At 49.9% G+C, this 15,102-nt stretch carries 6 protein-coding genes and 1 pseudogene; all 7 read right to left on the minus strand.

From position 1 onward, the window contains the following. Positions 1 to 202: 202 nt before the first annotated feature. The gene (locus tag HU824_RS12420; RefSeq protein ID WP_255260513.1) at positions 203 to 2,461 is read right to left on the minus strand and encodes a GH92 family glycosyl hydrolase; all 2,259 of its coding nucleotides are present in this window, start codon (positions 2,459 to 2,461) and stop codon (positions 203 to 205) included. A gap of 68 nt (positions 2,462 to 2,529) precedes the next feature. After that, positions 2,530 to 5,019 (minus strand): glutaminase domain-containing protein, encoded by a 2,490-nt coding sequence (locus HU824_RS12425; RefSeq protein WP_176468998.1) that lies wholly within the window; start codon positions 5,017 to 5,019, stop codon positions 2,530 to 2,532. A gap of 59 nt (positions 5,020 to 5,078) precedes the next feature. After that, positions 5,079 to 7,258 (minus strand): annotated as a pseudogene (locus HU824_RS12430) (hypothetical protein). Positions 7,259 to 7,434: 176 nt separating this feature from the next. Next, positions 7,435 to 8,250 carry a DUF3823 domain-containing protein gene (locus HU824_RS12435; protein WP_176468999.1) on the minus strand — a complete coding sequence of 272 codons (816 nt, stop codon included), beginning with the start codon at positions 8,248 to 8,250 and terminating at the stop codon, positions 7,435 to 7,437. A 31-nt stretch (positions 8,251 to 8,281) separates the two neighbouring features. Further along, a complete protein-coding gene (locus HU824_RS12440; RefSeq protein WP_136010340.1) occupies positions 8,282 to 10,348 on the minus strand; it encodes a RagB/SusD family nutrient uptake outer membrane protein in 2,067 nt (688 codons plus the stop codon). 36 nt (positions 10,349 to 10,384) lie between these two features. Beyond that, positions 10,385 to 13,555 (minus strand): TonB-dependent receptor, encoded by a 3,171-nt coding sequence (locus HU824_RS12445; protein WP_176469000.1) that lies wholly within the window; start codon positions 13,553 to 13,555, stop codon positions 10,385 to 10,387. An 18-nt stretch (positions 13,556 to 13,573) separates the two neighbouring features. Beyond that, positions 13,574 to 15,031, minus strand: coding sequence for a glycoside hydrolase family 76 protein (locus HU824_RS12450; protein WP_176469001.1), 1,458 nt, complete (start codon positions 15,029 to 15,031; stop codon positions 13,574 to 13,576). Positions 15,032 to 15,102: the final 71 nt, after the last annotated feature.

Here is a 15,102-nt window from a genome sequence, read left to right on the forward strand (position 1 = left end):
AGTTGCAGTCTGATTCAGCCTATAGTCATTTAAGACTAGTGTCAAAGTTAGTTCACTGCAACTCTACTTTTCAAATATACACTTATATTTTGTTGTGATATTTAATACTGCAAATGTAAATGTGTCAGAATGTTTTCAGCTATTACTCCGTCAGACATTCGGCACACCCTCATCATTAATTGCTATGGTTTTGGCTTTGAAATCACTTCTTCTGTTTAAGTGTTTTCGAGAAGGAGTAAGGAGCATCCTCCTCTCCTGCCCCACGCTGTTTGTTGGGCACATTGTCCATAGTGAAGCGCAGTGAGGAACCGTTCATCAGTTGCTCATGTGTCAGATAGTTGCGTGTATAGTCAACACCGTCCACTGTGAGTTTCTGCACGTAGCGGTTGGCACGACTATTCTCAGGAGCTTCAATCGTCACAGTCTTGCCATTTTCCAAGTGCAGACGCACAGAACGGAAGAAAGGGGCACCCAGCACATACTGGTCCGTACCCGGACAGACGGGATAGAATCCCAAAGCAGAAAACACGTACCAGGCAGATGTCTGACCGTTGTCCTCATCACCGCAATAGCCGTCGGGATTGGCATTGTACATGCGCTCCATAACCTCACGCAGCCAGTACTGCGCCTTCCACGGCTGGGAAGAATAGTTATAGAGGTAAATCATGTGCTGTATGGGCTGGTTGCCGTGAGCATAATTGCCCATGTTCATAATCTGCATCTCCCGGATTTCGTGGATGACACTGCCATAATAGCTTTCGTCGAACACAGGCGGCAACACAAACACGGAATCCATCATTTGGTTGAAGGAATCCTTGCCTCCCATCAGATCAATGAGTCCTTGCGGATCGTGGAAAACCGACCACGAATAGTGCCAGCTGTTTCCTTCGGTGAAGGCATCACCCCACTTCAAAGGGTTGAACGGCGATTGGAACGTACCGTCTTCATTCTTGCCGCGCATCAGCTTGCAGGCAGGGTCGAAAAGATTCCGGTAGTTCAGCGCGCGTTTCGCAAAAGGGGCCAGTTCTTTCTTCGACTTGCCAAGCGAAAGTCCCAACTGGTAGATGCACCAATCGTCATAGGCATACTCCAGCGTACGGGCTGCATTTTCGTTGATACCCACATTATAGGGCACATAACCCAGCTTGTTGTAATATTCATGTCCCAAGCGTCCGGTAGAGGGAACATTGGGATGCACATTCTCCGTACCGCTCTTCACAGCTTCCCATAATGTCTCGATGTCGTAGCCACGCAGCCCTTTCAGCCAGGCATCCGCCACCACAGAGGCGGAATTGTTGCCCACCATGCAGCCACGGTGTCCCGGACTGGCCCATTCGGGCAAGAAACCACTCTCTTTGTAAGTGTTGGCCAATCCTTCCTGCATCTTGGCATTCATGGACGGATACATCAGGTTGAGGAAGGGGAAAAGACAACGGAAAGTATCCCAGAAACCGGTGTCGGTAAACATATATCCGGGCAACACCTCGCCATTGTAAGGGCTATAATGCATTACCTGACCTTGCGCATCTATCTCATAGAAACTGCGCGGGAAAAGTACCGAACGGTAGAAACAAGAGTAAAAAGTACGCAGACGGTCAAGGTCGGCATCCTGCACTTCAATGCGGCCCAGCACACGGTTCCACTCGTCACGCCCGGCCTTCGCCACCTCCTCAAGCGTCCGGCCGCCCAGTTCCTTCAAGTTCAGCTCGGCCTGCTCGTGACTGATGAATGAAGAAGCCACACGTACATTCACCTGCTCGCCACGGCTGGTGTGGAAACCGATGATGCCACCGGCATGATTGGCGCCTGCCTCGGTGGTGCGGGAGTCAATCTTTCCATCCTTCACGGCAGCAGTATAAGTAAAAGGCTTATCGAACTGCAATACAAAGTAGTTCTTGAAGTTTTCAGGCACGCCACCACTGTTCTTGGTGGTGTAGCCTATGATTTTCTGTTCAGCCGGAATGATTTTCACAAAAGAACCATTGTCCATGGCATCGACCACCACATAGGCTTCTTCCGTTTCAGGGAAAGTAAAGCGGAAAGCAGCGGCACGCTCGGTAGGAGCAAACTCTGTTGTCACGTCATGGTCGGCAAGATATACCTTATAATAATAAGGAGTGGCAGTCTCGGCTTTGTGAGAAAACCAACTGGCACGCTCGTCCTGGTCGAAAGCCACCTTTCCGGTGACGGGCATGATGGCAAACTGCCCGTAGTCGTTAATCCACGGACTGGGCTGATGTGTCTGCTTGAAGCCGCGAATCTTGTCGGCATCGTAAGTATAGGCCCATCCGTCGCCCATGGTTCCGGTCTGCGGAGTCCAGAAATTCATACCCCAAGGCATAGCTACAGCCGGATACGTGTTTCCGGTAGAAAGAGCATGTTTGGACTGTGTTCCCACCAAAGTGCTGACATAGTCAACCGGAGTATTCTCTCCGTCATCCGGCAGTGAAGCCGCCTGCATGCCTCCTGCAAGTAGGAAAGCGGCTCCCCATGCAAAAAATCGTTTCATATACATAAGTTTTATCATTGTTATTTCTGCATCAATTTAGCCTCAAGCATCTTCATGTAATATCCCCCTACTACCGAACGCGCCTTGAAACCACGCCAGTTGGGCTTGTCGGTAAACACCCAGTCGGACATAGGAACGCGGTCTATCGTTTCGTTCATGAACTTATGCATAGGAACGATGAATTCACGGAAAGTGGCCAAGTCAGGAGCCATAGTGGCAGTCCACATGATCCAGTCGGTCTTGGTGTAAGTCTCACGACTGTCCAGGGGCAAACCATAGATATTCTGCTTGGTCAGGTAATAAGGTATCTCCATTTCTGCAATTTTGCTGTCGAAGATGTTCAATCCGAGCAATTTGTCCCAAACCAAATTGTACTTCTGGCTCCAGGTGCCCGGCTTGTCAAAGGTCAGACGATAATGGTCACCGTCGTTGGCCATGCGCCCCCATTCGGCTGCCATCTTGCGGGCCTTCATCGTATAGCTTTCGGCAACATCCTTCTTGCCGAGCATTTCGGCCAACCGGCCATAAGAGGCTACTCCTAGAATTGCCTTGATGGAGAGATTGGTGTTATGGGCAAAGTGTCCGGCAAAGTCATCGGTACAGAGTTGGTTTTCAGGGTCGAGTCCCTTTTCCACCAGATAATCGGTCCAGGTGGTGAGAACTTCCCAATGCTTGGCAGCATAGTCGGCATTGCCTTCTACAGCAGCAATGGCAGCCGTAAGAATCAGCATATTTCCACTCTCTTCCACCGGCATGTCGCCTCCGTATACCTGCCCGTTGGCAAGAGGATAAGTTCCCAAATCATGGGCAGCGAAGGGCTTGGTCCATTTACCGCTTTCACTATAATGGAAGATACCGTTCATCATGCCTTTCTCCAGTTCAGGATTATAAATCAGATAAAGGGGAGCCGAGGGGTAAGTCAGGTCTACGGTGTTGATACAGCCGTTGCTGTTGTTCTCCTTCGACAGCCACAACAGGTCACCGTTGGGGGCTTCCACCAGTTTGTGGGCGGCAATGGACTGACGGTAGGCCAACGCGCAAAGGTCGGCATATTCCTTGCCTCCTGCCGCCGAAGCATCTTCCATCAACTTCTTATCGAAGGCATAGCAACGTGCCAGCAATTTGTCATACTCATTATAGGCAGCCAGCATTTCCGCCTCGATGGTGCGGTCGCCTTTCGAGTTCCAGTAAGGACGCAAGTTTGTACTGAAGTATTGGATGGAATAAATGTCGTCATATCCAAGCATTATCTTGTCGGTGATATTCTTCACTTTGCCATAGCTACGCACCAAAGCCATGTTTCCATTGCTATCCTCTCCCTCGAGCGAAGCTGAGTTCATGGTTCCGTTCACGAAGTTCTTGCGCAGTTCGGTACTGTTGCCGACACTGCATGCAGTGTTTTCCTTGCCGGCAACCATGTAGAAATATCCCCAGTCAATGCGAAGGTCATCACCCTGCTTTGCCAGGATGTCCTGTTCCTTACTTCCACTCTTCAGGTAGAGCAGTCCGTCTGCTTCATATCCCTTGCTTGCTGATTGCTGGTAAGGTTGGTCGAGCGCCCAGCGCGGAGAAGCCTCAAAATACACCTCCACCTCATGTTCCTTGCCGTCACGGGCAGCAACACTATAAGTAAGGTAATTCACGGGACGGCTCAGCAGCTTCAGGTCTTCCATGAAGAGAGGTGCCGTAAAGGTGACTTTCAGGTCGACATCACCACAAGTAAAAGCGTAGTGTGTCTGCATGGGCTGCACGTCGGCAGAGGTCTGCACGGCAGTTTTGCCAAACACGGTTTCCAGATGTTTCGGAATCTGCAGGCCGAAGTCGAGCAAGCCGTTACCAACAGGATTGATACATTCCGCGGCAATGATGTTATCCCCTTGCTTCAAGGCTGCTAAAGCCTCATCGGAAAGTTTCACAACTTTGTTCTTGTTGCATGTGGTTCCGGTACTGTATATCTTCACTCCGTTGATATAGAACACGGCATCGTCATCGTTGGAGAATTCCAGATAGACAGGAATACCGGCCAAATCATGGTCGATAGTTACCGTACGGCGCACCCAGATATTGCGGGTTCCCCATTGAGTCTTGGCCGTAGGCTCATTTTCTTTAGTACCAAAGGCACCGCGGTCCGACTTCCATTTGGAATCGTCGTAAACGGCAGAAGTCCAATCGCCCGCAGGCTTCTCCGTGGTATACCGGCCCGTCCAGTCCCCTTGCTGCGAGGTAGGAACGATGGCATTCATCTCCAATTCCTCGGTTCCCATGAAACGGTAGGAAACACCGTCCACCTTCAACACGCCAACCAGCGGGAAATCCTTACCCGTCCAATGCCGCACGGGGCTGTCGTAAAGGTTGTCACTCATAGACCATGCACTGGCATAAGGGTCGATAGTTACAAGCGGGTAGGCAGGTGCTCTCAAGTCATTCTTTATGACGTCGTAAGACGTACCCTTGTCACTGCATGCAAAAAGGCATGATGCCAACAAGGTGTATAAAAGCTTTTTTCTCATATTGGTTATATAAAGTAATTGTTTATGTTGTTACACTTAAAAAAATAAAAGGGCCGAGATTACCAGCAAAACTTCACTGACACTCCGTCAGGATTATTCTCAAATTCTATCAAATAGGTATGGCTTGCTGCATGCCAACGCTCGGCATCGAATACTTCTCTGCCGTCAACTGTCACACTCTTAGGACAACGGGGCAACAGCACCCGCGATACGTTTGAAGTCTCGGCAGGACTTTTCGCCACATAGGAGTACCGGCCTTTTCCGCGTTCTTCCTGTTCTTCCCGACTTGCCGAAGCCAGAACCTGAGGCTTCTTCTTACCGGCCACGCGCTCCACATTCAGCAACAAGGCTTGTTCACCCGGATTTATCCGCTTGGAAGTGCATATCGGTAATTGAGGGTCGAAAAGGTCAATCAAACATCCTTCCACAGTAAACGGCTCGTCGCTCACGCTCTCTTCAAGCACAGCAACCAAGTCGTAATCCCCCCTTTGCAGATAGAAATTATTTTTGAATTCCAGTTTCCCCGCTTTGGCATTCTGCTCGTACATTCGGGCTGCAAGATACAAAAAATCTTTGTCACCGCCTTCATGCAGGACATAATCTTTAGGGTCGGTACGGACAATACATACGGTTCCCTTACCGTAACTGTATTCTCCCTGTTCCGGTCTGGCAGGGAGTCCCATCTGCTCAAAAAGATGTGCGGAAGGAGTTGCATAGTTATGCCCGTTGGTATTCCACCATTCTCTTACATTCTGAAATGGGTCGTTGTCCGTCCCACTGTAAATCAGCACCCCGCCCTTCTTCACCCAATCGGCAATGCGGCTGTGCGCTTCGGACTCAAGCGGTTTCATGTTCGCATAAGTCATCAGCAACACTTTTGTGTCAGCCAGCGCTTCTTTATAGCCAAGGTTCTCAATGTGGACGGTCTTGACGGGCACGCCCCGTTTGAGTAAAGGCAACGCCTGACCGTAGAAGTTGGCAAGTTGCGGATCTTCATATCCGTTGTGCGTAGGGAAACGCTGGAACATCAAGGAATTCGCCATCAGTACGCTGAATCCTTCGCTTCCGGTCAGTTTCTTATCGGTCAGAGGCATACGGTTCAAGGCATTAATCATCACTTGCATCTGTGTGGAATAGAAACGGGGAATGCGTTCTTTCTTATCGCTATTGGCACTTGTACGGTATAGTCCTTCGTAGATACGTTCCGGCCAAGGCATCACTTCGTAATCGGCTATGTTGGGATAGAGCAATTGTGCCGTAAAGGTGGCCTGATAATTCTTCTTATAATCTGCCCAGTCACGCGGCCAGTCTTCAATAGGGTCGGTCAGGAAGAACATCTTACGACCGGTGGGAGCAGTCATCGACTCCATGGAGCCATACTCCAGATAGGCAGTCTCAAACACACGCTCACGTTTGCGACCGTCAAAGAAATTCGGCTCACGCGAAGTTCCGGTCCATACCTGGGCTATGTAACCGTCCACGCAAGGAAGTGAAGCAAGACTTGCTTCCGGACTGACAATCTGCCATTGCGAATAGTTCACCAGCGAGTGGGTGGGAACGTAGCACTTCACGTCCATCCCTTTGCTTTACCATATTCCTTGGCAAAGGTGAAGACTTCATTCAGCGCACGATAGTACAAGTAATACTTGAGTTTGCTCGACAAGTAAGTATTTTCCGGAGACTCATGTTGCGGTCTCCAGTCGAAGCCATAGTAGTTTTTCCATTCCTTCTTAAAGGACTCACTATAACCGGCTCTTGCCCAGAATTCAGGTTCCTCCATGAAGATGGCGTCCACACCGGCATCGATTACCCTCTTCACATGTCTCTCTTTCAGATAACTTAAAAAATTCTCCGATGGTACGATATAGGGCACCATATGACCGTGCCATATCGTGTCTCCGGCCTGCGTGACCTGTCCCTCGTCCAAATGATATTTCCCGTCCCACTGTCCGGTGAAGTAGTCCTGGTATTCGCCCCAGGCAATGCCGGTCATAAAATGAATGGTATATCCACGATCTTTCCAGGATTTCACACGTTCCTCGAAAGAGAGCTTGCGTGACTTGTCCGAGGGATTTCCCCCTACTCCATACACCATCACGGCATCAGCCCTATTGTCGATGGCAGGCTTCCACTCGCGTGAGGTTTGAAAAGTAGTTTTCACACTATTCCGGGTCTGAGCACTCGCAGGAATGCCCGTTGCCAAGATAGCCAGACTCATCAAAAGATGTTTTTGCTTCATATCAATTTCTGTTTTTTTATGAAATTTGGATTCTTGCTCTTGCCATTATCTGCAACAATGGCTTCACATAGACAGAAAGTGTGTGTCGAAAACACTGTATCGCATTTTTTAGACGCATCTAAAAAACTCTATTGTACCAGTCTTTTCGGCACACGCTACTATACGAGCTTGTCTGATTAAGGAATCAGCACCTCCATCGGTTCGCTGTAGTTCCATCTGCGAACACCACTACCCACAGGCGTATCGTAGTTGATACGTGCAGCTGCGCGTATAAACACCTTGCGCCCCGAGGGTACACTACCGTTCGACTGAATGGTAACTTCCTTGCCCAGCAACTCCTCAAAGCTCTTGCCGTCGTAGTTGATGCTGCTTGACCAACGTTCGTCACGTGCCCGATAGCCCACGGTGCTTGAATAGCTGACAAAAAGCTGTATATCGGTTACGTTCAGGTATTCGTCCTTCCAGTTGCCCATCGGCTGGATTTTCTCACGGAAGATGTCATCTGACACACCGCGAGTCACGCGTACCTGTGCCTTGATAACTCCGTTGCTTACCTGCGGATTACCCACAATCTCCACATTCAGGAAAGGCTGTACTTCAAATTTCAGCTTCGTCGTACCACTGATTTCCGTATTGACGGAACCGTCGTAAAGCAAAGTACCGTCCGTGTTTTCACGTACCAAGGGAATGAAGGGACCATCGACACGGACGTTGTACTCACCCTTGAAAATCTTTGTATTCCGGAACGTACCGTCCATCATGCAGAAGAAGTCGGGATTGTGCTGTACGTTGTCGCCCCAGCTCAATTCGGTCAGACGGACACGGATACCCTCACTGCCCTGATCGGTCAGTACACGCTTGCCTGTGGCTTCATCAACCACCTCGCCCCAAATCGTTTCGGCAGGCTCATCATAGTTGTCTATTTCAAACATACTGCACGAGGTCAACAGAAACAGGGTGCTGAATAAGCTATAAAATATTGTCTTTCTCATACTTTTAAGTTTTTAATTGTCTAATTAGTTTTTATCGGTTAGGCTGCTGATCGATTACGTTACTCTTCGATACCTCACCGCCCGGGATTTCAAAGTAATAGTCCAACGGAGTATAACCGAAGTCCTTGTCACCTGCCGTAGTGTAGTTGAAGCAAACATCGAAGAACCACTTGCCAGTAGCTGTCGAGTAGAACGGATAGATACCACGGAAACGATAACGAGTCGTATTGCTGAAACGGTCCTTGTCGCATTGTTCGCCCCAGAATCCGTCGCGACCTTCATAGTGGTTTACACGCCAGCGGCGTAAATCCCACTTGATCTTGTTTTCAAACGCCAACTCTTTACGGCGCTCCTTGCGAACGATGTCACGGCTGTTTACCGTACCGTTCAGTGAAGAAGCCAGCAACTTGGCACCGGCACGTTCGCGAATGTCGTTGACTGCCTGCGTAGCCACGCCCAACATATCGGTACCGTCCGGTGAGGAAGCACCTGCCAGCGAGAGTTCCACAGCAGCCTCAGCAGCGTTCAACAATACTTCGGCATAACGCATCAAGATGAAAGGCTGTGCACTGTTACCTTCGCGGGGCACGAATGCAGGGTCGGGATTCAACCATTTACGAGACAACAGACCGGTCATTGCGCTACCGCCATCATTATAGAAAGGACCGTTTTCACCGGCAGCCGTCATTGTAGAGCCATTCGCCAACGTCACGATTTCCTGCTGGTCGTTAGCACCGGTACTCAGATAGAGCGTCTTGGGCTTTTCAGTATAAGCACTCAGGTGGTTGTACTTAACAGTAGCCGAGCCATACGAATAATCATTAAAGAGCGGTTTGATCGGTGCAGAACCTGTGTAAACACCGGCATAAATCTCAATCTCCTTGCCTTTGAACATATCACCGGGGAAGATGACATATGCACGCAGACGCGGTTCGGCATTCTTGTAATAATCCATCGGTTCGTCATACATAATATAGTTGCCCTCGGTGTTCGAATTACCGGTTGTTACCTTCAGCGTACCGTCGGCATAGCGGTCGAAACCGTCGAACAACTCTACAAAGTCGGCTGTCGGGCAGACACCGCAGTTCAACGGAGCCTTGAAAGTACGCGGCAGGTTGTAAGAGTCGTAAGCATGGGTACTGGTAGGATAGACGTATTCCTTTACATAGATATTCTCCGGATTACCGTTAAGATCGGAGAACATATCCACCATATTCTGGTATTGTGCTTCCGGGTCGTTGGCAGCCCATTTCTTCTTGTAAAGTGAGTACACACCACTCTTGATTACTTCGGAAGCAGCCTTATAAGCCTCGGCAAAGTATTTCTTGGAAGCCTCTTGCCAACGGCCTTCATCAAATCCGATGACACGCACGCCGGTCTTGGCACCCAGACCGGTCAGACGGCCGGTTACTGTTTCGTTGTACTTAGCCACGCTACCTGCATAGAGCATTGCTTCGGATTTGAAAGCCAACGCTACATACTTGTTGCTGTAACCGCTCTTGGGGCTGGTAGCCATCATCAGTTCGATGGCCTTGTCATAATCTTCCAGAATCCGGTCCCAAGTTTCTTCCTCACTGGCACGGGGCACTTCCAGATTACCGTCCCCGGGGTACTGGATGACCTTTGTCACCAAAGGGATACCACCGAAACGACGAGCCATGGCGTAGAAGACCGTGGCACGCACGTAATAAGCTTCACCCAAATAGTGATTGTAGGCAATCTCGGCGTAGGAACCTTGGTACTTCGGCAGGTTCTCAATCAGGTAGTTGGCGTCGCGCAACAATTCAAAAGCTCTTCCCCAATAAGCATTGTCTTCACCGGTAAACGCACGGCAGATACCATCGCGGTTCATAGCTTCGCCGGTGCCCTCGATACCGATAGCATTCAGCCAGCCGCTGAAATTCAATCCCCATTGAGCCATATATTTAAAGTCTTCCCACGGCATATTGCTATACATACGTGCCATATAGATGTCCATTCCCGATTCATTGGAAAGCAACGACTCGGAAGTCACGATATTCTTGGGTGCAATGTCCATATCGACACAGGAAGTGGCGAGGGTCATACACAACATCGCGGATATCAGTTTATGTTTCATATTTATTGTTCTTTTTAGATTTATATCATTGGTTATTTAGAATGAGAGCGAAACGCCCAGTGTATAGGTCTTGTTCAACGGATACATACGGCCCAGGTCATCATCGGGATGTTCAGGGTCTACAAACTTCACACCTGTGAAAGTGAGCAGGTTGTAAGCATTGGCATAGACGCGCAGGCTGGCATTGGGAATCTGTTTCAATTTCGGGAAAGTGTAACCCAGTTCGATGCTCTTCAAGCGGAGGTAAGCAGTGCTTACGCGGTTGAAGGCTGAATTGTTTTTTGCCCAGCGGCCTGTGTAAGCGTAGTGACCGGAAGTCCAAACCGTAGCAGGATCGTATGGATCGGCTTTCGGATCCAGCGGATGCCAGCGGTCGAGGAATTGAGTCAATGCGCCACCACCGTTCTTACCCCAGATTTCGTGCAGCGGTTCCTTGTATTCCATAGAGCCCAGTGCAGAACCTTGCAACAACATATTGAAGTCGAAGTTCTTCCATTGCAGACCGGCATTCAAACTGAATTGCAACCACGGAGTCTGGTCGAAGGCAAACGGGTGTTCGTCTTGGCCGTTGATTTCGCCGTCACCGTTCCAGTCTTCATATTTATAATCGCCCGGCAGAATGTCGCGTTCCTTGAAAGCATTATAGCTCCAGATATCGTTCCAGCTGGTATAACGTCCGGCAGAAGTATATCCAAACTGCACACCTTGGTAACGGTGTGTCAGGTTATCGTTGCGCCAGCGGTCGTAGGAGTTCGCCCAAGGTCCCTTCTCCGAAGCAGTCAGGTACTTCTGACGGGTAACGGTAGCAATACCTTTCAGGTTGTAGGCCACCTGACCAATCTTATGACGGTGTGTCAATTCCAATTCCATACCGAACTGACGGTCGCTGTCCAGATTCTCGCGCGGAGCAGTGGCACCAACCACGGTAGGCAAGGCACCGGAACGACGGGCAAAACGACCGGTACGCAAACGGTTGAAGTAGTCGAATGAAACACCCAGCATACCGTTCCAAGCCTCAAAGTCGAAACCGATATCGAACGTCTTGGACTTGAACCACGTGATGTCCTCATTGGGCAGCGCCATCGGACTGGCCGCACTGATAAATTTGCCGCCGAAGACATAACCCGGTGAGTAAGAAGCATAGTCACCATTAGCCATATTGGAACTTGTCGCAGGATAGGTATATCCCATCGCCCAGTCGTAATTCAAGTCACCGTCATCACCAAGTACACCATAGCTGGCACGCAACTTCAACTGATTGACAAATTTCAGAGCATCGATACTCTTGAAGAAAGGTTCTTCGGAAATTCTCCAACCTGCCGATACGGAGGGGAAGAAACCCCATTGATGTCCTTTGGCAAACTTGCTGGAACCGTCGTAACGGAACTGTGCTTCCAGCAGGTAGCGGTCGGCAAACGAGTAGTTGACACGACCTATCAAGGCTTCGTTGGCTTGTTCGTAGAGGTCGCCACCACCTGTCTGCATAGCACCAATCTGACCTTCGGTCACTCCCGCCAGCAGATAAGGCATAGAGAATGCCAAGTCGCGAATGGCGTAGAAGTTATCACCGTTGCGCTTCTGGACTTCCCAACCAACTACACCGCCTACGTGGTGAACATCGTTGAAAGTGCGGTTGTAGTTCACGGTAAACTGCCCCAGCATCTGAGACTTGTCATAAAACTCGCGACGCATATTGCTGGGCGAACTTTCGTTGTAGACCTTCTGGTTGTAAGCACCGGTCTGCTCGTCGTAAGCATACTGATAGTACTCTTTGCGGAAAGCCTCGTTGTTGTCGGCACGGTAGTCGTAGCTGAACATAGCCTTGGCAGTCAAGCCTTTCAATATCGGTGTATATTCACCGAAGTCTACTGATACGGTAGCCGAAGACTGGAAATATTTCTGTTTATACTTCTTGTAACCGGATACATCGGACGTCATCATAGCCACGGTGTTCTGTTCCATATCCAGACCGTTGTAGTTCAACATCGTTCCTTCGAGGTCGGCGAACGCAGGATAGAGTACACCCTGACGCCAGTAGTTGCGAATGATGTCCTGCGCACTTGAGAAAGGCGTATTACGTTCGTCGGAAACAGCGCTCACACCCAGTTCGAACTTTATCCCCTTGGTAATCTCGGTGGAGATATTGGAACGCAAGTTGAACTTGTTGTAATTCAAGTCGCCGGAACGGAAGATGCCTTCCTGATAGAAGTACCCCATGCTGATGTAGAACTTCGTCTTTTCGGTACCACCGGAGATGCTGATGTCGTGTTGTGTCTGAGGAGCCACGTTGGAGATAATCAGGTCGTTCCAGTCCGTCGTACGACGTGTGCCGTTGCGGTATGCCTCGAAGGCATCTTCGCCGAATACCCACGAACCACCGTTGATGTTGTTCATAGACATTTCGTTGAAGAGCGTCATTGATTCAAAAGGATTACACAACTCAGGCATACGCGAGGGTTGCTGGAAGGTGTAAGAACCGTTGTAAGAGAATTCGGTCTTGCCGGCCGCTCCCTTCTTGGTGGTCACCAGTACCACACCGTTGGCGGCACGCACACCGTAGATGGCAGCAGAGGCATCTTTCAATACGGAGATGTCCTCGATGTCCTGAGCATTCAAGCGTTGGAACTCTTCCACACTGCGGGGAATACCGTCGATAACCACCAGCGGCGTACCCATACCACGCACATCGAAACTGTTATTGAACGTACCGGGTTCGGAACTCTTCTGCCATACACGAAGACCTGCCACACGTCCAGTCAACATATTCTGTGGGTTTTCGTTCTTGGTCTGAATCATATCCTTACCCTTTACGCCGGCAACGGCACCCGTTACCGAACCACGGCGTTGCGTACCGTAACCGATAACCACCACCTCATCTATCATCTGGGAGTCGGTGTGCATCACAACGTTAATGGTGGTACGTCCGTTCACTTTCTCTTCCTTGCTTTTCAATCCCACGTAGGAGAAGCTGAGGACACCATCGGCAGGAGCGTTGATGGTGTAACGGCCATCAATGTCGGTAATCACACCGACAGTGGTGCCTTTCACCATAACGGCCGCTCCGATAACCGGCTCGTTGGTATCGTCTATCACTACTCCCGAAACGGAAATAGAGTTCTGTGCGAAAACGCCTGTCGGAATCAGCATCATAAGCAATGCCATCACCACGCAAGCCAGTCCTTGTCGCATCTTGCTAAAATCTTTCATAGTCCATTATTTTTTAAATTAATTTTTGCTCCATTCATAATTCGCCAACACTGCATACTCGGCTGCAAAAGCAAAAGTGAACATTGCTTCCACATTGTTCTTGCTCTTCTCGGCTTTGTTCCAGCCCACCAGCAAATTGGTAGGAAGCATCTGTTTGTAGAGGTAGTTATCGTAGGCATAATCCAAGTTGTGCTGGAAAGCCGCGATACAGCCCGATGCAGCGGTGTGCGCCGCAGAGGCATCCACATATCCGCGCATCAGCACGCCATTGAACCAGTTGCGGAAGCCGCTGATGTCGAAGGCGTAGCACCCCGGCTTGGAGGCGTCCTCCTTGGCAAAATAGGCAAAGCTCTTGTCGGTCAATGCAGCCAAGTCCGTGCGGTAAGCGGCATCGCTGGTTGCCCGATAGAGGTCGGCTGCACCGGAAAGCATCGTACCGCTGTTGTAAGTGATGGCGGGACCTACGCGGTCGCGCAGCTTGGTGCCTTTCCGATAGCGTAGACCGTCAATGGTGACATATTCTATCTCAGGCGATTCAGCTCCACCCATCATATCGTCGTACACGCCATCAGGGCGCAACAGATGTGCTTTCTGCCAGTCGTAAATGGCCTTGGCAAAGTTCAGGTAGTAATCGGCCTTCTTCTCTGTACGCAGCTTGCGGCTGTTGTCCGTATCCACGTAGCCGTAGGTTACTTCATCGGACTTTCCTTTATAAATCTCGTGTAGCCATACCAGCGGGCTGACCATAGGGCCATTGCTGCAAGAGTGCTTGGAGAGATAACCGGGGCCCCAGGTGATGCCTCCCAGCTGTCTGCCCTGCTCGTCGAGCGTGCAGTCCCAGCCATCGAGCACATACTCTGCCAGGTATTCCGCCTTATCCAGGTAGCGCTGCTCACCGGTGATGTGATAGGATTCCAGCAGTTCGCGTATCAGCCACATCTGGTCGTCGTAAACATTGAGTACGCCTTCCACCTGAGCAGCTCCTTTATCGGAACCACGGTCTACGCCGTATACCGTCCACTGCTTGGTCTGCGTATAAGAGGTCAGCGTGAAAGTACCTGCATAATACTCCAAATTATCATAAAGTTGAGTCAGAAGTTCCTTGTAACGATTAAAGTGAGAATCATAAAGAGCCGTTTCTCCCTTTGCCTGTCCGGTCTTCATGGCTTTCATCGCAGCGTTTACAGCCTCAATGGAACTGGTGTACATCCACACACTGCCCAACTCGCTGGAACGATTGCCGGTATAAGGATTGTAATAACGTGACATAGCCATGCCCGTACCCCTGAAATAGCACTCCACGGCATTGTCAATCAGCTCTATGGCACGCGCCACGTTCTGCATAGGAAGATTACCCGCAGGAATATCCGTCTCCCCACTACCCGGCTTTTCATCAGCGGCCGAATCGTTGCTGCAAGCCACTAACGTCCATAAAAGCAAAGTCAGTAAAGTAAATAATTTTTTCATTCTGTTCATACATACTATTAGTTTCCTCAGCCTTCCCTCCTCCTTCTTCCATAAGATGCGGAAAGAAATGAGGGGAAAGC

The organism is Bacteroides sp. L10-4, from assembly GCF_013373675.1.
Lineage (GTDB): Bacteria > Bacteroidota > Bacteroidia > Bacteroidales > Bacteroidaceae > Bacteroides > Bacteroides muris.